Source organism: Labrys sedimenti, assembly GCF_034424805.1.
GTDB lineage: Bacteria > Pseudomonadota > Alphaproteobacteria > Rhizobiales > Labraceae > Labrys > Labrys sedimenti.
Window position 1 is genome coordinate 742860 of the sequence record NZ_JAXOUF010000002.1, and the last position, 21171, is coordinate 764030.

Below are 21171 nucleotides of genomic sequence, written 5' to 3' on the forward strand. Positions count from 1 at the left end.
TACATTGGGATCGCAGGCAGGGATGCCTACGATCCCATAAAACGCCGGCCGTCACTGAGCGTCCCGTGGCCGGTTGTGGTGCCGGTGGCGCAGCTGGTTTAGCAATTCGTCGAGCAGGCCGCTGGCCGCCTCTGTGATCACCGTGCCGGGTGGGAAGATCGCCTGGGCGCCTGCCGCATAAAGAGCTTCGAAATCGTGCTCTGGTACCACGCCGCCCACCACGATCATGATGTCGGGCCGGCCCTCGGCCACCAGGGCCTTGCGCAAGGCGGGAACCAACGTCAGGTGTCCGGCGGTGAGGGAGGAAACGCCGACGATATGGACATCGCTGTCGGCGGCCTGCCTGGCGACTTCCTCGGGCGTGGCGAAAAGGGGGCCGATCTCGACCTCGAAGCCGAGATCGCCGAAGGCGGAAGCGATGACCTTTTGGCCGCGGTCGTGGCCGTCCTGGCCCATCTTGGCGACGAGGATCTTGGGCGGACGTCCTTCTTCCTCGCGGAAGATGGCGGTCTGGCGCTGTACCTTCTCGATGCCGTCGCCACTCATGGCCGCCTTGTAGACGCCGGAGGTGGCGCGGATCTGCGCCTTGTGGCGGCTGAACACCTTTTCGAGGGCTGACGAAATCTCGCCGACGGTCGCCTTGGCCCGCGCCGCGTCGACGGTGAGGGCAAGGAGATTGGCATCGCCTTCCGCACCCTTGCTCAGGGCATCCAAGGCCTGCTCCAGGGCAGCCGGATCGCGCTCGGCCTTCAACTGTTCGAGCTTGGCGATCTGGGCCGCTCGCACGGCCGAATTGTCGACCTTGAGCAGGTCGAGCGGTGGCTCCGACTGAGGCTTGTAGATATTGACGCCGATCACCGCCTGTTCGCCGGCATCGATGCGCGCCTGGGTCCGGCTGGCGGCTTCCTCGATGCGCAATTTGGGCAGGCCGGCTTCGATCGCCTTGGCCATGCCGCCCATTGCCTCGACTTCCTCGATATGCTGCCAGGCCTTGGCGGCGAGGTCGGCGGTGAGGCTTTCGATGGCGTGGGCCCCGCCCCACGGGTCGATCAGCCTCGTGGTGCCGCTTTCCTGCTGCAGCACGAGCTGGGTGTTGCGGGCGATGCGGGCCGAAAAATCCGTCGGCAGCGCCAGGGCCTCGTCGAGGGCGTTGGTGTGCAGGGACTGGGTGCCGCCCTGCGTGGCCGCCATCGCCTCGATCAATGTCCGCGTGACGTTGTTGTAGACGTCCTGCGCCGTCAGCGACCAGCCGGACGTCTGGCAATGCGTGCGCAAGGCCAGCGACTTGGCCGATTTCGGATTGAACTGCTGCACCAGACGCGTCCACAGCAGCCGGGCGGCCCGCAGCTTGGCCACCTCCATGTAGAAATTCATGCCGATGGCGAAGAAGAAGGACAGGCGCGGCGCGAAATGGTCGATGTCGAGCCCGGCCTTCAGCCCGGCCTTGATGTATTCGACCCCGTCGGCCAACGTGTAGCCGAGCTCCAGATCCTGCGTCGCGCCGGCCTCCTGCATGTGATAGCCGGAGATCGAGATCGCATTGAATTTCGGCATGTTCTGCGCGGTGTAGGCGATGATGTCGCCGACGATGCGCATGGAGGGACCCGGCGGATAGATATAGGTGTTGCGGACCATGAACTCCTTCAGAATGTCGTTCTGAATGGTGCCCGCCAGCTTGCCTGGTGAAACGCCCTGTTCCTCGGCTGCGACGATGTAGAGCGCCAGGATCGGCAGCACGGCGCCGTTCATGGTCATCGACACTGACATCTCGTCGAGCGGGATGCCTTGGAACAAAGTGCGCATGTCGATGATGGAATCGATGGCGACGCCGGCCATGCCGACATCGCCGGTCACACGCGGATGGTCGGAATCATAGCCGCGATGGGTGGCAAGATCGAAGGCGATCGACAGTCCCTTCTGGCCCGCCGCAAGATTGCGCCGATAGAAGGCGTTGGATTCCTCGGCGGTCGAAAAGCCGGCATATTGGCGAATGGTCCAGGGCTGCTGGACATACATGGTTGGGTAGGGGCCGCGCAGGAAGGGCGGCAGGCCCGGCCAGGAATCGACGGCCTGCAGGCCGATCAGGTCGCTCTCCCCATGTACGGCCTTGATATCGATACCCTCGGGCGTCTGCCAGACCTCGCCGGTCAACAGCGGGCCGGGTGAAAGACGGCGCAGGGAGAGGTTCGAGAAATCGGGGATGCGGCTCATGCGGCGCCTCCTGGCACGCTCTCGAACGGGACCGCATCGCGCCCGCGATTCAAGGCCGGAGCCGCAGGCGATACCGCGTCCGCAGGGGCCGGGCGCAGCACCGAAACGATCGGTTCTTCGGCAAGGGCGTATTTATTGGCGCCGATGATGGTGCCGACAGGCTGGCGTAGCCGTTCGATCTCCTCCTGCAGCCAGCCTGACTGGATCACGTTGATGATGCCGCCCTGGCGTTCGATGGCCTGGAACTGGGCCCAGCCTGCCTCGCGGAGGGCCTGGGTCATAGTCTCCAGCCCGCCCGAGCCGGCGGCCGGGTCAGCGATGCGGTGCAGATTGGCTTCGCTGATCAGGACGTGCTGGCAATTGCGGGCAACACGCCGGGCATGGGTGTCGGCGAGCCCATTGGCGGCCGTATGAGGCAGGATGGCGACACTGTCGGTACCGCCCAACCCCGCAGCTGCGGCGGCCAGTCCGTTGCGCAGCATGTTGGTGGCCGGGTCACGCCGACTCAGCATGCGCCAGGCGGTTTCCGCGTGGATATGGATCGGGTTCGGGGCGAGGCCGCAGGCGTCCTCGATCTCGAGCCAGAGCAGGCGCAGGGCCCGCAGCTTGGCGATGGTGGTGAACACGTCCTGGTCGGCGGCGACGGTAAAGCCGATGCAGTGGCGCGCTTCTTCCAGGCGCAGGCCGGTCGCCTCCAGCACGCGTAGATAGGACAGGGCCGAACTCAGCACGCTGGCGAGCTCGAGCCCCGGGGTCGCGCGGGCCTCATGAAAGGCGCGGCTATCGGCGGTCAGCACCGTGCCGCCTTGCCGATGATTGCCGAGAACCGAAGCTGTCGAGGGCCATCCGGTCGGCAAGATGCCAGTGGTGGCGAGCTGGCCGATCGGGTCATAGCCGTAGTGAACGGTACCGCCTTCGATCTCGCTGAGCCAGCGCGCGACCTGCAGGGTCTGCGGCCCAGCATCGAGCCGGATCTCGATGGCATTGCGCACGACGCCGGCCAGCAGGCCATCCAGGCTGTCGGCACCGTTGATGGACAGGCCGAAGCCGCGTGCGAACGGGCTTTGGGCCGATACCAGCGTGATGCCGTTGGCGCCACCTTCGAGATCTTCGAGGAGCTGGGCATTTGCCGATACGATGTCGGGATGATCGGCGCGCTGGACCACGGTCCAGGGTGCAGCCGGCGGCCGCCCAGGGATGGGCAGGGCGCCGGTCATGCGGGCATAGATGGGCTGTAGGCGCGCGCCGTCCGGCAACGGGCTGGTCAGCCTGTCTTCGAAGGAGGCTCCCTTGAGCACGCCGGCGACGGTGTCGCGCCAACGGGCCTCGTCCGCACCCGCCTCCGCCATGGCTTAGACGAACTGGCCGAGTTCGGGGATCTCGGCGACGATCTTGCCGACCACTTCCGGCCCGGCTTCCTTCTCGGCATAGGCGAAGAGCTCCTTGCCGATCGCCTGGATCTGGTTGAGGTCGAGGCCGAGCGCCATCAACTGGCCGCCAAGGCCGGCGATGCCGCCGCCGACATGGCCGACCATGCCGGCCAGCATGCCCATGAAGCCGCCGCTCTGGGCATTCATGGCCTCATTGGTGACTTCACGCGCGCCACTGATCGAATCGACGAGCTTCGATACCGCATCCGCGGGTCCTTCCCGCTCCAGGAAGGCAAGCACGGCACCGATAGCCTGCGTCGCAACTTCGGGGCTCACGCCAATCTTCGCACCCAGTTGGGCGACCAGCTCTTCCATCTTTTTTCTCCCTGACGTGACGCGGATGCTACCAAAGACCCACGGTAGGCCAACCGCTCTTCTCTGTTTCCCATTTTGCCATGGAGATCAAGGCCGTGGCTTTAAATACTTGTAACACTTCATCAAGCCATTGGCCGTAGCGATTGGCCGCGCGGCCGGTTATGGTTCGCGTTGCGATTTGACCGTTCAGGACAGGAAGAGATGACCGATCAGAGCCGGATTTTCGTTGCCAAGAGCGCGGAGCCTCAATATCTCGCGCTGGCCTTCGGCAATCGGCACGGGCTGGTCACCGGGGCGACGGGAACCGGCAAGACGGTGACCCTGCAAGTCCTGGCGGAAGGGTTCTCCGCCCGTGGCGTGCCGGTGTTCGCGGCGGACATCAAGGGTGACCTCTCCGGCGTCTCCCAGCGCGGCGAAGCCAAGGACTTCATCGTCAAGCGGGCCGCCGACGTCGGCATCACCTATCAGCCCGACCAGTTTCCGGTGCAGTTCTGGGACGTCTTCGGCGAGCAGGGCATGCCGATCCGTGCGACGGTCTCTGATGTCGGGCCGCTCCTGCTCGCCCGGATGCTGCAATTGAACGACGTCCAGGAGGGTGTGCTCAACGCCGCCTTCAAGCTCGCCGACGACCAGGGCCTGCTGCTGCTCGATCTCAAGGACCTTCAGGCCCTGCTGGCTGACATGGCCGACAAGGCGGCCGAGCTGATCAAGACCTATGGCAATGTCTCCAAGACGACGGTGGGGGCGATCCAGCGCCAGCTCCTGGCGCTGGAGCAGCAGGGCGGCGACAAATTCTTCGGCGAACCGGCCCTGTCGCTTGCCGATATCGGCCTGCTCGATGCCAAGGGGCGCGGCACCATCAATATCCTGGCCGCCGACAAGCTGATGATGGCGCCCCAGCTCTACGCCACTTTCCTGCTCTGGCTGCTGTCCGAGCTCTTCGAGCAACTGCCCGAGGTCGGCGACCTCGACAAGCCCAAGCTGGTGTTCTTCTTCGACGAGGCGCATCTCCTGTTCAACGATGCCCCGCCCGCGCTGCTGCAGAAGATCGAGCAGGTGGTGCGCCTGATCCGTTCCAAGGGCATCGGCGTCTATTTCGTCACCCAGAACCCGCTCGACGTGCCCGACACCGTGCTCGGCCAGCTCGGCAATCGCGTGCAGCATGCCTTGCGCGCCTTTACCCCGCGCGACCAGAAGGCGGTCAAGGCCGCGGCCGAGACCTTCCGCCCCAATCCCGAGCTCGACACCGCCAAGGTCATCTCGGAACTCGGCAAGGGCGAGGCCCTGGTTTCCTTCCTCGAAGGCAATGGCGTGCCCTCCATTGTGCAGCGGGCGCTGATCCTGCCGCCGGCGGCGCGGGTGGGCGCCATCACGCCGGCCGAACGCCAGGCGATCCTGCAGGCTTCCCCGCTACGTGGCAAATATGAAACCGTGGTTGATCGCGAATCGGCCTTCGAAATGCTGCAGCGCCGCGTCACCGACGAGGCAGCGCCCGCCGAGCAGGCGGAGGAGGGCGGCGGTTTGCTCGGCAGCGTCCTGGGAAGCGTGTTCGGTTCGGGCAGCGGCGGCGGGCGTGCTTCCGGCCGCATGACGACCTCGCAGGCCGTGATTCGCTCGGTGACACGCACGATCGCGACGACCGCCGGCCGGGAGATTACCCAGGCGATCCTGAGAGGTGTGCTCGGCGGCCGTTCGCGACGCTAAGGCAAGCGCCCTCGCAATGCCATAGCTGAAGAGTCAGTATACAAGTACTACCAGTTCGCCGTTATTCGGGCCGCCTACGTCAAATTTCCCGTATTGCATTCCTGCCCCTCCTGGTGAGGTATTGGGATCAGCATATACGTTTGGGTACCCTTGGCGTATGAGCTTTTGAAGCGCGATTGCTGGAGGCTCTTGGGCGATGGATGGCGCAACTATACTGAACGACCGGTCGAATAGAAAAGTAATACAATCCGCTGATATTTTATTAGTGAATCCAAACAGAGAGGTTGCCGAGTTTTGGCGTGAGAACCTGTTGGATTTCGGCATGACCAAAGTCAGACTTGCTTCGGGTATCGTGGATGCTCTGGAGATGGCGCGCCGGGATCCCCCGCTCGGTGTTGTGATCGCACTGCCGGTGCTTGCGGACGCCTTTGCATTGTTGGGCGCACTGAGCCAGGACGAAGGAGGCGAGCTGCGTGAAGTGCCGATTCTGCTGATCGCAAACCAGCCGAACCGTGCTGCGCTTCTCACGGCCACCCAGGCTGGTTTCGATGCCGTGCTGACCGAGCCGGTCTCGCCGCGGCAGATCTATCGGCGGGTGGGATCGATGATCCAGCGCACACGACTCACCGCTCGGATGCGGAGCCTTGCGAGCTGACCAGCGCTATTTTTGCCCTTCCCGCTCAGGGAGGGCGCAGCCACGGGCCGCGAAAATGCCATCGGAAGACAAGTCGGCCCTACCCAGAGCGGGCAAGGCGCGTTAGCTTGGCGCTTTCTCACCTGCATCGTTAAGGCACATGTCTGATATCAATAAAGCGCTCGATGCTGCCGACAAGGCACTCGATGCCAGCCTCGACCGGCTGTTCGAATTTCTCCGCATTCCCTCGATCTCCGCCGACAGCGCCTATGCCGGCGATTGTCAGAAGGCCGCCGAATGGGCGGCCGCGGTCTTGAGGGACATCGGCTTCGATGCCTCGCCGCGCAAGACCATCGGCCATCCCATGGTGGTGGGACATCGCCGCACCGGCAAGCCGGGCGTACCGCATGTCCTATTCTACGGCCACTATGACGTACAGCCGCCGGATCCGCTCAATCTGTGGCACACCAAGCCGTTCGAGCCGGTGCGCAAGCCCGGTCCCCACGGCGATATCATTGTGGCCAGGGGCGCTTCCGACGACAAGGGCCAGGTGATGACCTTCATCGAGGCCTGCCGCGCCCTGATCGAGACGCAGGGGGAACTGCCGATCGATGTGACGGTGTTCCTGGAGGGCGAGGAAGAATCATCCTCGCGCAGCCTCATTCCCTTCCTCAAGGAGAACAAGGACGAGCTAAAGGCCGATTTCTGCCTGGTCTGCGATACCGACATGTGGGATCGCGAAACGCCGGCCATCACCACCATGCTGCGCGGCATGGTCTATGAGGAAGTCACCATCAAGGCCGCCAGCCGCGACCTGCATTCGGGCATGTATGGCGGTGCTGCCCAGAACCCGATTCGGGTGCTCTCGAAGATCCTCGCCGCCTTGCACGACGACGATGGCCGCGTCACCCTGCCGGGCTTTTACGACGGCGTGAAGGAATTGCCCGACGCGGTGAAGGCCGAGTGGGCCGCTCTCGATTTCGACGGTGAGGCCTATCTTGCCGAAGTCGGCCTGAAGGTGCCGGCCGGCGAGAAGGATCGCACGGTGCTCGAGCAGATCACCGTACGCCCGACCTGCGATGTCAACGGCATCAGCGGCGGCTATGAGGGCGAGGGCGCCAAGACGGTGATCGCCGCCCAGGCTTTCGCCAAGGTGTCCTTCCGCCTCGTGGCCGGCCAGGAGCCCGAAAAGGTGCAGGCTGCCTTCCGCAAATTCGTGGCCGATCGCCTGCCGGCTGACTGCCAGGCCGAATTCCAGTCGCATGGCCTCGGCCCCGCCATCGCCGTGCCGGCGGATAGCGAACCACTGGCCAAGGCGCGAGCGGCGCTGGCGGAGGAGTGGGGACGCACCGCACCGGTGATCGGGTCGGGGGGGTCGATTCCGGTGGTCGGCGACATGCAGCGCATCCTCGGCATCGATTCGCTGTTGATCGGCTTTGCCCTGGAAGACGACCAGATCCATTCGCCCAACGAGAAGTACGATGTGCGCAGCTTCCACCGGGGCATCCGCTCCTGGGTGCGCATTCTCGACGCGCTCGCCAAATAGAACAGGCCGTCAGCGGGGCCGGTGCCAGCACCTGCCCCCTTTGTTGGCGCGATACGGATCCATCATGAAAGCCGTGGTTTTCGAACAGTTCGGGCAGCCGCCGAAACTCCAAAGCGTTCCCGACCCGACGCCCTCGCCGGAGGGGGTGGTGGTCAAGGTCGAGGCCACGGGCCTGTGCCGCAGCGATTGGCATGGCTGGATGGGGCACGACTCCGATATCGTGCTGCCCCATGTCCCGGGGCACGAATTGGCCGGCACTATCGTGGCGGTCGGCAACCAGGTCAGGCGCTGGCGTGCGGGGCAGCGAGTCACCGTGCCTTTCGTCGCCGGCTGCGGCCATTGCCGGGAATGTGCCGGCGGCAACCAGCAGGTCTGTGAGCAGCAGTTCCAGCCGGGCTTCACGGCTTGGGGCTCCTTTGCCGAGTTCGTAGCGCTCGATTTCGCCGATGCCAATCTGGTCGAATTGCCCGAAACCCTCGATTCGGCGACGGCGGCGAGCCTGGGCTGCCGTTTTGCCACCTCCTTCAGAGCGGTGGTCGACCAGGGACGGGTCCGGGCAGGGGACTGGGTCGCCGTGCATGGCTGCGGCGGCGTCGGGCTGTCGGCGATCATGATTGCCAGCGCTGTCGGCGCCAATGTCGTGGCCATCGATCTGACCGATGAAAAACTGGATTTCGCTCGCCAATTCGGCGCGGTGGCAACCATCAATGCTGCCCGAACCAAAGATGTGGTGGCCGCGGTCCGAGACCTCACCGGCGGCGGCGCCCAGGTATCGCTGGATGCGCTGGGCCATCCCGTCACCAGCGTCAACTCCATCGGCAATCTGCGCCGGCGCGGCCGCCACGTCCAGGTTGGCCTGATGCTGGGCGACCATGCCAGGCCGCCGATACCCATGGATCGTGTGATCGCCTACGAGCTCGAGATCCTCGGCAGCCACGGCATGCAGGCCTTCCGCTACCAGGCGATGTTCGACATGATCGCCGCCGGCAAGCTGGCGCCTCAGAAGCTGATCGGCAGCCGCATCGGCCTCGACGAGGCGCCGGAAGCCCTGATGCGGATGGACCGCTTCGACGGTGTCGGCATCAGCGTCGTAACGCGCTTTTGAGATCCATGCCGGCCGTGCCGAACGCACAATAGACGGTGGCGCCGTAGAACGCCGCGCCGACGATGCCAACGACGGCGAGGCCGATAATGTCTCCAATATGGGAGAGCCCGGCCAGGAATGGCACCAGGGCGGTGGCGGCCGCATACATGGCCAGGCCGGTGGTGACGGTTGCCAGGGCGACGCAAGCCAGCATGGCATAGAGGCGCCGGTCGAGATGCATGAAGCCGCGGCGACTGGCCAGCATAGCCAGGAGGCCGAAATTGACCCAGGCGCCGAGCGAAGTCGCCAGGGCAAGCCCCGCCTGCTGCAGCGGTCCCATCAGGACGATCTTCAGCCCGATATTGACGGCGATGCCGGTAAGGGAGGCCCAGAGCGGCGTCGCCGTATCGCCGCGGGCATAGAAGCTGGCGACGGCCGAGCGGATCAGCACCACCGCCGGCAGGCCTGCGCCATAGGCGAGAAGGGCGCTGGAGGCGGCCTCGGCATCAGCCGCGGTAAAGGCGCCGCGCATGAACAATGCACGCATGATGAGATCGGGGACGGCAAGGAAGCCGGCGAGAAAAGGCGCGGCCAGCAGCCAGGTCAGGAAGATGGTGCGCCGCTGGGCGGCATGCGCCTCGTCGACCTGTCCGGCCGCCAGCAGGCGGCTCATCTGCGGCAGGATCACGGTGCCGGCCGCGATGCCGATGATGCCGAGCGGCAATTGATTGATGCGGTCGGCATAATAGAGGGCGGCCACTGCACCGGCCGATAGCAGCGAGGCGATGATGGTATCGGCAAAGATGGCGATCTGGGTGCCCATCGAGCCGATAGTGGCCGGCCCCAGCGCCTTGAAGAAGGCTTTCACCGGCGCGTCCAGCTTGATCGGCTCGGGCTTGGCGAGCACGCGGGCCCGGCGCGCCGCCCACAGCATGAAGCCGAGCTGCAGGACACCGGAGATGGTGAGGCCCCAGGCCGCGGCGTGGGCGGTGGTCGGAAACCAATGATGCGCGAGCAGGGTGGCGATCATCGCCACATTGAGCAGGATCGGTGCCGCGGCGGCGGCCGTGAAGCGTCCGACGGCGTTGAGCACGCCGCCATAGAGCGTGGCCAGGGTGATCAGGATGAGATACGGAAAGGTGATGCGGGTGAGCGTCACGGCGAGGTCGAAACGCTCGCCCTCGAAGCCCGGCGCATTCAAGCCGACGAATTGCGGCGTGAAGATCAGCACCAATCCGAGCAGGATGACCTGCGAGATCAGCAATATCGACACAATCCGCCCCTGGAACAGCCGTGCGGCGTCGTCCCCATCCTGCTGGTGAACCCTGGTGTAGGCGGGCACGAAGGAGGCGTTGAAGGCGCCTTCGCCGAAGATGGCGCGGAAATTGTTCGGTAGGCGGAAAGCGACGATGAAGGCCTCCGCGGCCGGGCCGCTTCCCATCAGGGCGGCCATCAAGGCGTCCCGGACAAAACCGGTCACGCGCGACACCATGGTCCAGGCGCCGATGGAAAGAATGTTCTTCAGCAAGGAGAGGGCCTATCGTGATGTCAGCTCCGCCTATACGCGGCTTTGATCGGCGGGAACAGGCAGTATCGCCTTGAAAAGGTTGCCGTCGGGTGAGGACGGTATGGATTTTCGGTGGAGAAGCCACTGTCCGGGCGAGTCGCGTTCAAGTGTGGCGTCGATTTACTCGGATGTGCCGTTTCCATGCCTTGCGATTCTCGACAATTGCGCCAGAGTGCAAAAGCCCCTGAAAAAGAAAGAGGCCGCAGCTTGCGCTGCGGCCCAAGTCTAGGGAGGAAACGCCCAAGGAGGGCTATCAAACGGGGAAAAAGTTCCGCGCCGTTTGACAAGGATTAGTTTAGTGTGCGCCGCACAATAAACAATTGCTGAGTTTGCATGGCTGCTAGGCGAGCTATGCGTAGCGATTGCAGGTGCTCCGCTACCAATTTTTGAGAAAATATAAGAATATCAATGCATTATCTGATCTGTCGAATATTTCGAATTTAGGCCTTGTGCCAAAAATGGGGCAAGCCATGCGTCAGGTGGGACGGACGCACGGTAAATCTCCTAAAATGAAAAGGGCGGAGAACGCTCCGCCCTTTCAGCTTCTCGATAAAGTGCTGAAGACGCCCTGCAGCCCGATGGATTGCGGGATGTGGAGGGCGGTCCCTGCGAAGTAGGCGCCATTCGAGCCCATGGGCCGAATGGCGCTCCAAGGCTGCTTACTTCACTGCCGCTTCATAGAGCTCGGCGACATATTCCCAGTTCACCAGGTTGTCGACAAAAGCCTTGAGATAGTCGGGGCGACGGTTGCGGTAGTCGATGTAATAGGAATGCTCCCAGACGTCGACGCCGAGGATCGGGGTGGCGCCGTGCACCAGCGGGCTCTCGCCGTTCGGGGTCTTGGCGACGATGACCTTGCCGTCCTTGACGGCGAGCCAGGCCCAGCCCGAACCGAATTGGGTGACGCCGGCTTGGATGAAGTCTTCCTTGGCCTTGTCGACCGAGCCGAGGCCGTCAACGATGGCCTTTTCGAGGTTGCCGGGAATCGCGCCGCCGCCATTGGGCTTCAGCCACTTCCAGAAATGCAGATGGTTGTAGTGCTGGCCGGCATTGTTGAACAGGCCGGCATTCTTGCCATAAGAGCCCTTGACGATGTCCTCGAGGCTCTTGCCTTCCCACTCCGTGCCCTTGAGCAGGTTGTTGCCGTTGTTCACATAAGCAAGGTGATGCTTATCGTGGTGGAACTCCAGCGTTTCGCGCGACATGTAGGGCGCGAGGGCGTCATAGGAGTAGGTCAGTTCGGGAAGCGTGAAGGACATGGTGTTCCTCGTGAAGTGACATGATGGCGATGGGCATGGCTACAAAACGCAGCCCGCCCGTCCAGTGTTCCCGAACGGTTGCCGCGAGATCGCAGATCTTGCAGCCATCCGGGCGGGAGCCGAGTGAAGGGGTGGCGGCTAGCGGCCTCGATGCCCGCCGGAGCGGGCTGCAAGGCCGATGCACCGTCGGCGGGCAAACTTAAGCGCGATGGCGCTGGAAGGGAACAGATTTGGCAGGGAGCTGGCATGATTTTTAAGTCACGCCGCTCCCATCCTCTGCAGGGCGAAGGCCTGGACCAGAGCCACTTCCTTCAGTCGCTCGAAGCGCCCCGAAGCCCCGCCATGGCCCGAATCCATATTGACCTTGAAGATCACCGGGTTGCCCTGCGGGTTCTTCTCGCGCAGCCGCGCCACCCACTTGGCCGGTTCCCAATAGGTCACGCGGGGATCGGTCAGGCCGGCAAGGGCCAGGATGGGCGGATAGGGACGGGCGGCCACGTTGTCGACCGGACTGTAGGAAAGAATGGTCCGGAAGGCCGCCTCGTCCTCGATCGGATTGCCCCATTCGGGCCATTCCGGCGGGGTGAGGGGCAGGCTGTCATCGAGCATGGTGGTGAGGACGTCGACGAAGGGAACCTCGGCCACGATGGCGCCGAACAGATCGGGGGCGAGATTGGCGACGGCACCCATCAGCATGCCGCCGGCCGAGCCGCCATGGGCGACGATCCGCTTGCGGGCGGTGAAGCCGCGTTCGGCCAGGTAGCTGCCGGCCGCGATGAAATCCTGGAAGGTATTGGGCTTCTTGGCAAGCTTGCCTTCGCGATACCAGCGCCAGCCCTTTTCCGTGCCACCACGGATATGGGCGATGGCATAGACGAAACCGCGATCCACCAGCGACAGCGCGTTGGTGGAGAACTGCGCCGGCATGGACAGGCCATAGGCGCCATAGCCGTACAGCAATAGGGGTGCCGAACCGTCCAGGCGCGTTTGCTTGTGGTAGAGCAGACTGATTGGTACGCTTTCGCCGTCGGCCGTAGGAGCAAAGACCCGGCGGGTGACGTAGAGTGCAGGGTCGTGCCCGGATGGAACCTCCTGGCGCTTGCGCAGGACGCGCTCGCGCGAGCGCATGTCGTAGTCATAGGTCTCGGCCGGCGTGGTCATCGAGGAATAGATGAAGCGGATACGGTCGGTGACAAATTCCATGCCGCCGTCGAGCGAGAGGGAATAGGCCTCCTCGGCAAAGTCGATGGCGTGTTCCTCGCCGCTGGACAGGGAGCGGATCACGATGCGCGGCAGGCCGTCCTCCCGCTCGAGCCGGACCAGCCAATCGGCCAGCAGCACCATGTCGAGGATGTAGCGGCCCGGCTTATGCGGGATGAGATCGCTCCAGGACGCCTGAGCTGAAGACGCCTGAGCCGGCGTCGCCAGAGGCGCGGTCATGATGCGAAAATCCTCGGCGTCGTCGAAATTGGTCCGGATCAGCAGCTGATCCTTCCCGTCCGGCAAGGGGCGATGCTCGATCTCATATTGCACGCCTTCCTGGCGAGCGGCGATCAGATGGACACGGCTGTCGGCATCGTCGAGGCGGATCACCCGGACTTCCGATGTTTCATGGTCGTGGATGTCGATAACGGCCAGGCGGCGCGACTGGGTCTGCGACAGGCCGACGAACATGCCGGCATCGGCCTCTTCGTAGATGAGGTGGTCGGCACTGGCCGGGGTACCCAAGAGATGCAGCCACACGCTGGAGGCGCGGTGGTTCTCGTCGAGCCTCACATAGTAGAAGCCCGATCCATCGGCGAGCCAGACAGCCTCACCCTCCGTATCGGGAGTATTGTCCGCCAGCATTACGTCTTTCGAAGTATCGAGCAGGCGTATCGTATGAAACTCCGAACCGTTCTCATCGCAACTCCAGGCGATCAGTCGGTGGTCGGGCGAGGGGGCAAAGCCGCCAAAGGAGAAGAAGCTCTTGCCCTTTGCCAGAGCGTCGCCGTCCAGCAGTATCGTTTCCTCGCCGCCACCACGCGGGCGACGGCAGAACAGACGATGCTGTCCGCCCTGCCGAAAACGCGAATAGTAGTCGAACGGCCCGTCCGGCGAGGGTACCGAGGAATCGTCGGCCTTGATTCTCCCCTTGAGCTCTTCGAACAGCACGCTCCGCAAATGCTCGCCGCCCGCAAGCTGGGCGTCGGCATAGCGATTTTCTTCCTCGAGATGCGCCTTGATGTCGGCGGGCAGCGTCGAGCCGTCACGCAGCACTTCTTGCCAGTTGTCGGCCCGCAGCCAAGCATAGTCGTCCTGTAATGTAATACCGTGAACGATGCGCTTGCTTGGCCGTTTTTCGGCGATAGGCGGCAGAATAGGGGAAGAAATCGTCATCTCATGCCTTCTGGTCGGGCGTGAAATTCATGGAATGGCCATTGATGCAGTAGCGCAGGCCGGTGGGAGGCGGACCATCCGGGAAGACATGGCCGAGATGGGCCTCACAAGCCGCGCAACGGATCTCGACGCGGCGCATGCCGTAGGATCTGTCCTCCAACTCGACTACCGCATTCGCATGCACGGGTTCGAAGTAACTCGGCCAGCCACAGCCTGAGTCGAACTTGGTATCGGATCGGAACAATTCCTCGCCGCAGCAGACGCAGGAATAGGTGCCCTTTTCTTTGGAGTTCCAGAACGGCCCGGTAAAAGCACGCTCGGTGCCGCGTTCGCGGGTAATGTGGTATTGTTCTGGAGAGAGAAGCGTCCGCCATTCCGCATCTGTTTTGTTAACTTTCTTGTTTGGCACAATTGTCTCCCAATATTTTGCCGCAAAGGGATGCTATCGAAACGGTAGACATACTTTGCGACTGATTCGACGAGCCGAGCGTTTGAAGACTATTCAGTTCGTCGTAAATAGGGAGTGGGGCGACAGTTCGCAATTCAGTGTCTCGTTGAATTCCGCGGCGAGCTTGCAAATTTGCATTTGCTGTTTGCCGAGGGTGGCAATTGTCGCAAGGGAAGACGGTCGAATCGTAGACCTTTCTCATCGGCGAGAGATCGGCGGCAGGCGCAGCGATGCTGCGTAATGCGCTGGTCGCGCGCGCCTTTCTACAATTGCAGTCTGCTGTCGTGTCTGGCGTGACCTATCCGGTTATCAGTGCAGATCAGATAGTCCGATCGGGTGTTGCAGTACCCATTTGTGATAGGGGCGCTTCTTACGTAGGCGGTTGCATGTTTTCACGGCAGTAATCAGAAACGGCGTAGTGAAAAATTCATGCTTGTCTTGCAAAAGATCTTGATTGATAAGATTTGAGAGTTTACATCAGTGCGCAATTCGAAATTCGCGATTCCAAAGTTGCGAAGCGGATGTATGGCCTGCACTGCTGTTAATGAATGGCGCGGCAGCGTAGCCGGTGGTGAACATTTAGTTAAATCAGACCAAAAAAAGAAAGTCGATTTACCATGAGCGACGGATCCAACAACACCAACTTCATCGAGCTCGCGGCGGACATTGTCTCGGCCTATGTCAGCAACAATTCGGTTGCTGCATCGGACCTGCCCGGCTTGATCAATGAGGTCCATGGTGCTCTTCAGCGTATCACCAGCGGCGTGCAGGAAGTGCCGGCCGAGGCTCCCAAGCCGGCGGTTCCGATCAAGAAGTCGGTGACGGCTGACTACATCATCTGCCTCGAGGATGGTAAGAAGTTCAAGTCCCTGAAGCGTCATCTGCGCACGCAATACAATATCTCGCCGGAAGAATACCGCGAGAAGTGGGCCTTGCCGGCTGATTATCCGATGGTCGCCCCCAATTATGCTCAGGCCCGCTCCAACCTGGCCAAGCAGATGGGCCTCGGCCAGCAGCGCCGCCGCAAGGGACGGTAGTTTCGCCACGGCCCTGCCGGAACGACAACAAGAGCCGGATGCCACGCATCCGGCTCTTGTTGTTTGAAGCATCGCGGGCGTGTCGTCAGTTGTAGTTTGGAGCAAGATGTTCGAGGCGGGAAGCGATCAGGTCGTGACCAGGACCTGCCGAGCGTCGCTGCGAATGCGTTCGACAAAGGATTTCAGCCCGTTGGAACGCTGCGGCGTGAGATGTTCCTCGAGCTGCAACTTGCGAAAGATCTCGAGTGCGTCGATGGCCAGAATCTCCGACGCGGTGCGGCCGGAATAGACGGCAACCAGGATCGCCAGGAGTCCGCGTACGATAAAGGCGTCGCTGTCGCACTGAAAACCGGCCCGCCCGTCCTTCCAATGGGTAACGAGCCAGACCTGGCTGACGCAGCCCTGCACCTTGTTGGCCGCTGTCCGAGCCTCGTCAGGCAGCGGCGCCAGCGTCTTGCCGAGCTCGATCAGGTAACGATAGCGATCCTCCCAATCGTCCAGGAGTTCGAAATTCTCGATGATGACGGCGATATCTTGGCTGCTCATCCCCTTCATATAAGTGAGATGCCGAGGAAGACAAAGCCCTCTCAGGGAATGGAAGGGCGAGGGGGCGGCAGGGCTGTGAAGCGCTGACCGGCTGGGCTAGGAGCGGCGGCGGCATCGTCACCTGGGCTGGTGAGCAGGCCGGTGAGCTGCCTGGCACCGGCGAGGCCGGCGGCGCATTGCCGGGGACTGGCGGCGCAATAGGACAAGGCGGCGCCGACGGCCTTGTCGGCGAGGGTCGTTGCCGACAGACCCGCCAGGGCCTGCTTGTCATGCTGGGCCCGCGGACCCGGCAACAGCAGGGCAACCACGGCCAGCCAGAACATCATGCGCAGGATAAAGAACACGTCTTAGGCTCCCGATCGATGGTCAATTCTAGCATGGGCACCATCGACAGGAGCGTGACTCACCGCACAGACGGCGGCAAAGTGAAGGGATGGTTAACCCGCGAGCCCATCTTGGTGAGGAATTGTTCACCATGTTTGGCACTTGCGCCGCCAAGAGGCCTTTCCAGACGCAGGAACGGCCTGGCAGGCCCATTCTCTTAGGGTTCGTTTAAAGGACGCACTGCCATGGTCGACGGGTCATGTAGGGAGCGCGGCCACAGGGCCGTGCCGGGGCGTTGCGTCAGTTTGATTGGTTCATATCCGCCAAAGCATCCGTCGACCGCTTGGTCCACGGATCGGCGAAACACGATCCCTTGACAGCAGCTCGCCATGGTGCCTTCGTTGCCATGTTGCTGGGCGCGGCGCTGTTCGGGCTGACGCTGGTACCACCTTTCCTGGCCTTCTCCGGCGGTCCCAGCCTCGGTGTCGGCGGCATCATGGTACTGGTTGCCGCCCTGCTCGCTATCGTCTGGCGCTTGTCCGTCACCGGTCGTCTCGATGTTGCGGCTCTGCTCACTGTCCTCGCCGTATGCGGTTTTGCCGGCATCGTCGCCCGCCACAGCGGCGGGCACAGTGCCAGCGCCTACGCGCTTCTGGCGATTGCTCCCGCCCTCGCACTGCTGACGGGCGCCCGCAACATCGTGATCCGCGCTATCGTCCTGGCCGGCATCACCGCCATGGTGATCGCCCTGGCGGGAACGAAGATGGCGCCGCCGCCCAGTCTCGGTGCGCGCTTCCTGGACGGACTGGGCGTCGTGCTTGCCCTTGCTGCCGTCGGCGGCATCGTGCTGATGGAATTGCGGCTGCGGCGCTACGACCGCCAGCTCGTGAAGTCCGGTGAAGCCCGCTATACCCTGCTGGCGGAAAACATCAGCGACCTCGTGACCCGGCACGGCAAGCGCGGTCAGGTCGTCTATGCTTCGCCAGCCTCCCAGGCCTTGTTTGGTGCCGAACCGTCCGAACTGCTCGGCCAGGGCCTGTTCGACTATGTGCATATCGCTGACCGGCCGGCTTATCTCTCCGCCCTTTCCAGCGCCGAGATGGACGGCCTCGCCTCGACGGTGGAGTTCCGCCTGCGCCGCAAGGGGGAGGGGGCTCCCGTCTTCCTGTGGGTGGAGATGCGCTGCCGGCCGCTGGGCGAGGACGAGGATCGCCAGACCGTCGCCGTCATGCAGGACATCACCGACCGCAAGGCCTATGAGCACCAGCTCATCGACGCCAAGATCGAGGCTGAGAAGGCCAATGCCGCCAAGAGCCGCTTCCTGGCGACGATGAGCCATGAACTGCGCACGCCCCTCAATGCCATCATCGGCTTTTCGGAACTGATGCTGAACGAGGAGATGATGAAGCTGTCGGCGGAGCGGCGGCATGAATATGCCGGCCTGATCCATGACAGCGGCCATCATCTGCTGTCGATGGTCAATGGCATCCTCGACATGTCGAAGATTGAGAGCGGCAGCTTCGAGCTGGTGCCCGAATCCTTCCAGATCCGCGATCTCATCGAGAACTGCCGCAATATCCTGCTGCTGAAGGCGCAGGAACTCGGCATCTCCCTGGAGACCGCCATCGCGCCCGACATGCCGCCGATCATCGCCGACAAGCGCGCCTGCCGCCAGATCTACCTCAACCTGATGTCCAACGCGCTCAAATTCACCAAGCGCGGCGGCCATGTCACCATTGGCGCGCGCCAGGAGAAGTACGGCGTTGCCCTCTTCGTCGCGGATGACGGTGTGGGCGTGGCGCGCGAAGACGTGCCGCGGCTGGGCGAGGCCTTCTTCCAATCGACGGCCGGCAAGCCGTCCAAGGACTACGAACGGACCTATGAAGGCACCGGTCTCGGCCTTTCCGTGGTCAAGGGCCTTGCCCAGTTGCATGGCGGGCGCATGGAGGTCGACAGCCTGATCGGTCACGGTACCACCGTGACGGTCCAGTTGCCGTCCGATTGCGAAAGCGAAGCCTCGCGCCGGGCCTTTGCCAGCGGTGCCACCATTGAAATGCTGCCGGTGCGTCCGGCGGTCCAAGATCATTTTATCGAAGAAGAATTGGGGAAGAAGCGTGCGTGAAGCGTTAGCCCGTTCCGATCGCGATTTTCTGCTGTCGGACAAGGTCGAAGAGGCCCCCTCGCGCTATGTCGGTATCGTCAGGGTGATCCTGCAGCGTCCGGCCGAGGTCGCGGGACTGGCGGTGATGGGTGGCCTCAGCCTTGCGATCCTGGTCAATGCTCTGGTTCTGCAGAACGGCACGCATACCTCTCCCTTCATCGCCCAGCGCGGCTCTGCCTCGTCGGCTCCTTCCGTTTCGGCGCCCGGTGCGGACGCACGTGGGGCCGGCGATGCCGCCGCCCAGGATGCGGTTGCCGTGCTGCGGGACGTCCAGCTCGCCTTGGCCGAGAGGGGGCTCTATGACGGCCTGGCCGACGGGGTCCTCGGTCCCAAGACCACCGCGGCGATCCGCTCCTTCCAGCAGCACAACGGCATGCCGGTCGACGGCCAGTCCAGCGCGGCGCTGCTCACCAAGATCATCGCCAGTTCCAGTCCCCTGCTCACCACAGAGCCGAGCACCGCGGAGGCCCCCCCGGCTCCGCCCGTCGACCAGATCGCCGCGCTGATCAATGGCGAACCGCCGGCCCCGGCCGGCCCGCAGCCTGACAAACGCGTGCTCGGGGTCGAGAAGGCACTGGCCAAGCAGGGCTATGGTCCCCTGAAGGTCGATGGTTTCATGGCGGCCGACACGCGCAACGCCATCTCCCGATTCGAGAAGGATCGCGGATTGCCGGTAACCGGCCAGATCTCGACGCGGCTGCTGCAGGAATTGACCCGCTCCGGTACCAAGGTGGAATGAGCGCCCGGCTCAAATCCAGCCTGTTCGTGGCGGCCTATCTTCGCCGCGCCATGGCCGAAGGCGCCTTCGCCGCGTTGCGCCAGCGCGGCTCGGAGGAGGCCGGGGCCATCTTCGTCAAGATCGATCATCTCGACGGCACCGCGGCGCTTTACGGCCCGGCGCCGCAATCGCTCATCACCGAGGATGATGGTGTGCGCCGCTTTGTTCGGATCACGCCGCCGGACGCCACGCCCCTGGATGCGGAGACGCGGCTGCAGCGCGAATTCCGCTTCGACCCCGACCTTTGGGTCATCGAAGCGGAAGACCGCCAAGGCCGGCATTTTCTCGATCTCGCCGAGGAAGACTGAGACGGGTATTGCCCGAATTACCATTCGGCAATGTATCAAAACGTGATTCCGCAACCGGCTGCTTTGGGTGCATAGTCTGGCCCGGGCGGCCGGTGGTGCCTTGCCGGATGCCCCATGCCCGAAAGGCCTACGCCTATTTTGTTGGGCGCGTTTTGCCCAAAAAGGGCCAATTGGCCGTAATATCGGGCCCCGATGTGCAAAATCGCACACCGGAGTCACGCCGCAGCGACGGCGGGCGGCGTTTAGTGCGTATGTACACAGACTGTTAACTTTCCTTACCTGCTAATGACCCCAAAGCGAACGGAGTCTCGATTTCTGGTGCAATCTGCTGATAGGTCCCGCCATGAGCATCGTCCTGCCATTTCCCAAACAACTCCAAGCCCTGCGTCCGCCGAGTGAACAGGAGGCCCGGGAGCATAGTGCCGAAATCCTGTTCTTCACCGGCGTGCGTATCGAGCGCCATGTGGAAGACGATCGCCAGTCGCCCCAGCCGCGCCGTGGCGCCGGTGGTGGCAAGCGCCATCGTAAGGCGTGAGTTCCAGCGACTATCTCGACCGAGCCGAAGGGGCTCTCCTCGGGCTTGCCGTCGGTGATGCGCTGGGCACCACGCTCGAGTTTTCAGCCCGCGACAGCCGTGCTCCCCTGACCGACATCGTCGGCGGCGGGCCATTCGCCCTTCCACCAGGGGCCTGGACCGACGACACCTCCATGGCGCTTTGCCTGGCGGCCAGTCTTCAGCAGCACAAACAATTCGATCCCCGGGATTGCATGAACCGTTTCGTCAATTGGTGGCGATACGGCTATCTGAGCGCGACCGGCGAATGCTTCGACATTGGCGGGGTGACCAGCGGAGCCTTGGCTCTCTATGAGGCCTCGGGCAATCCGTTCGCCGGCCCGACAGCCCCCGATACCGCCGGCAACGGCTCCCTGATGAGGCTGGTGCCCGTCGTCATCGCGGCTCGGGGGGATCGCCGGCGTGCCCTGCGGGATGCGGCGGACCAGTCCCGCCTGACCCATGGGGCCGAGGAAGCCGTCGAGGCCTGCGTCTATTTCGCAGCTCTGCTTTTCGAGGCCCTGCACGGAGCCGATCCGGCGAGCGTGCTGCGGCCGAGGTCCTTGCGGGAGAACCTTCCCGAGCGGTTGCGGCGTTGTGCAAGCACGGATTGGCGGCTGGTCGAGCGCGATGCCATTTCCTCCAGCGGCTATGTCATGCACACGCTGGAGGCGGCGTTATGGGCCGTATCCCGCGCCGGATGCTTCCAGGATGCGGTGGTAGACGCGGTGAATCTGGGTGGGGACGCTGACACGATCGGCGCTGTGACAGGCCAACTGGCCGGCGCCTTGTGGGGACGAAGCACCATTCCGATCGCCTGGCAGCGCAAGGTCGTGTGGGGCGACGAGATCAAAGAGACGGCTCGCGCGCTCGCTCTGGGCTGAAAC

The 21171-nt window shown here is 63.4% G+C and carries 19 protein-coding genes; 9 read left to right on the forward strand and 10 right to left on the reverse strand.

Going from position 1 to position 21171, the window contains the following annotated elements; genetic code table 11:
- Positions 1–51 precede the first annotated feature (51 nt).
- From scpA to U1R88_RS09920, 3 genes are read right to left on the reverse strand one after another with little or no spacing between them, the layout of a single operon-like run.
- Positions 52–2211 (reverse strand): methylmalonyl-CoA mutase, encoded by a 2160-nt coding sequence (gene scpA / locus U1R88_RS09910; protein WP_322431077.1) that lies wholly within the window; start codon positions 2209–2211, stop codon positions 52–54.
- Positions 2208–3560, reverse strand: coding sequence for a methylmalonyl-CoA mutase family protein (locus U1R88_RS09915; protein WP_322431078.1), 1353 nt, complete (start codon positions 3558–3560; stop codon positions 2208–2210). The genes scpA and U1R88_RS09915 overlap by 4 nt, the downstream gene beginning before the upstream one ends.
- Positions 3561–3563: 3 nt before the next feature.
- A complete protein-coding gene (locus tag U1R88_RS09920; protein WP_068288794.1) occupies positions 3564–3956 on the reverse strand; it encodes a DUF2780 domain-containing protein in 393 nt (130 codons plus the stop codon).
- A gap of 201 nt (positions 3957–4157) precedes the next feature.
- On the opposite strand from U1R88_RS09920, the gene U1R88_RS09925 reads away from it, so the two are divergent.
- The 4 genes from U1R88_RS09925 (at position 4158) to U1R88_RS09940 (ending at position 8945) form a co-directional block, all read left to right on the forward strand.
- A complete protein-coding gene (locus U1R88_RS09925; protein WP_068288798.1) occupies positions 4158–5660 on the forward strand; it encodes a helicase HerA-like domain-containing protein in 1503 nt (500 codons plus the stop codon).
- A gap of 196 nt (positions 5661–5856) precedes the next feature.
- The gene (locus tag U1R88_RS09930) at positions 5857–6315 is read left to right on the forward strand and encodes a response regulator (RefSeq protein WP_322431079.1); all 459 of its coding nucleotides are present in this window, start codon (positions 5857–5859) and stop codon (positions 6313–6315) included.
- Positions 6316–6454: 139 nt separating this feature from the next.
- The gene (locus U1R88_RS09935; protein ID WP_068288804.1) at positions 6455–7840 is read left to right on the forward strand and encodes a M20/M25/M40 family metallo-hydrolase; all 1386 of its coding nucleotides are present in this window, start codon (positions 6455–6457) and stop codon (positions 7838–7840) included.
- Between the two features lie 64 nt (positions 7841–7904).
- Entirely contained in the window at positions 7905–8945 is a 1041-nt protein-coding gene (locus U1R88_RS09940; protein WP_322431080.1) for a zinc-dependent alcohol dehydrogenase family protein, read from the forward strand.
- Here U1R88_RS09940 and murJ read toward each other — a convergent pair.
- The 4 genes from murJ to msrB all read right to left on the reverse strand — a co-directional run bounded on the left by murJ (position 8923) and on the right by msrB (position 14538).
- Positions 8923–10452, reverse strand: a complete 1530-nt coding sequence (gene murJ, locus U1R88_RS09945) for a murein biosynthesis integral membrane protein MurJ (RefSeq protein WP_322431081.1) — start codon at positions 10450–10452, stop codon at positions 8923–8925. The two genes, U1R88_RS09940 and murJ, sit on opposite strands and share 23 nt — an antisense overlap.
- Before the next feature lie 698 nt (positions 10453–11150).
- Positions 11151–11750, reverse strand: a complete 600-nt coding sequence (locus U1R88_RS09950) for a superoxide dismutase (protein ID WP_322431082.1) — start codon at positions 11748–11750, stop codon at positions 11151–11153.
- A gap of 258 nt (positions 11751–12008) precedes the next feature.
- Entirely contained in the window at positions 12009–14129 is a 2121-nt protein-coding gene (locus U1R88_RS09955; protein ID WP_322431083.1) for a S9 family peptidase, read from the reverse strand.
- Between the two features lies 1 nt (position 14130).
- Entirely contained in the window at positions 14131–14538 is a 408-nt protein-coding gene (msrB, locus tag U1R88_RS09960) for a peptide-methionine (R)-S-oxide reductase MsrB (protein WP_322431084.1), read from the reverse strand.
- 656 nt (positions 14539–15194) lie between these two features.
- Between msrB and U1R88_RS09965 the strand changes: the two genes are divergently transcribed.
- Complete coding sequence (locus U1R88_RS09965; protein WP_068288823.1) at positions 15195–15614, forward strand: Ros/MucR family transcriptional regulator; 420 nt, start codon at positions 15195–15197, stop codon at positions 15612–15614.
- Positions 15615–15740: 126 nt separating this feature from the next.
- Here U1R88_RS09965 and U1R88_RS09970 read toward each other — a convergent pair whose 3' ends face one another.
- Both U1R88_RS09970 and U1R88_RS09975 read right to left on the reverse strand, forming a co-directional pair.
- On the reverse strand, positions 15741–16160 hold the full coding sequence (locus U1R88_RS09970; RefSeq protein WP_322431085.1) for a SufE family protein: 420 nt from the start codon (positions 16158–16160) through the stop codon (positions 15741–15743).
- A gap of 41 nt (positions 16161–16201) precedes the next feature.
- A complete protein-coding gene (locus U1R88_RS09975; protein ID WP_322431086.1) occupies positions 16202–16504 on the reverse strand; it encodes a hypothetical protein in 303 nt (100 codons plus the stop codon).
- A 353-nt stretch (positions 16505–16857) separates the two neighbouring features.
- Between U1R88_RS09975 and U1R88_RS09980 the strand changes: the two genes are divergently transcribed.
- The 3 genes from U1R88_RS09980 to U1R88_RS09990 are packed head-to-tail and all read left to right on the forward strand — an operon-like array spanning position 16858 to position 19731.
- On the forward strand, positions 16858–18606 hold the full coding sequence (locus tag U1R88_RS09980; protein WP_322431087.1) for a PAS domain-containing sensor histidine kinase: 1749 nt from the start codon (positions 16858–16860) through the stop codon (positions 18604–18606).
- The gene (locus U1R88_RS09985; protein ID WP_068296738.1) at positions 18599–19384 is read left to right on the forward strand and encodes a peptidoglycan-binding domain-containing protein; all 786 of its coding nucleotides are present in this window, start codon (positions 18599–18601) and stop codon (positions 19382–19384) included. The genes U1R88_RS09980 and U1R88_RS09985 overlap by 8 nt, the downstream gene beginning before the upstream one ends.
- Positions 19381–19731: a DUF1491 family protein gene (locus U1R88_RS09990; protein ID WP_322431088.1), complete on the forward strand. Its 351-nt coding sequence runs from the start codon at positions 19381–19383 to the stop codon at positions 19729–19731. The genes U1R88_RS09985 and U1R88_RS09990 overlap by 4 nt, the downstream gene beginning before the upstream one ends.
- A 265-nt stretch (positions 19732–19996) precedes the next feature.
- On the opposite strand, the gene U1R88_RS09995 is transcribed toward U1R88_RS09990, so the two are convergent.
- Positions 19997–20254 (reverse strand): hypothetical protein, encoded by a 258-nt coding sequence (locus U1R88_RS09995; protein WP_322431089.1) that lies wholly within the window; start codon positions 20252–20254, stop codon positions 19997–19999.
- Between the two features lie 8 nt (positions 20255–20262).
- Between U1R88_RS09995 and U1R88_RS10000 the strand changes: the two genes are divergently transcribed.
- Entirely contained in the window at positions 20263–21168 is a 906-nt protein-coding gene (locus tag U1R88_RS10000; RefSeq protein ID WP_322431090.1) for an ADP-ribosylglycohydrolase family protein, read from the forward strand.
- The last annotated feature ends 3 nt before the right edge of the window (positions 21169–21171 follow it).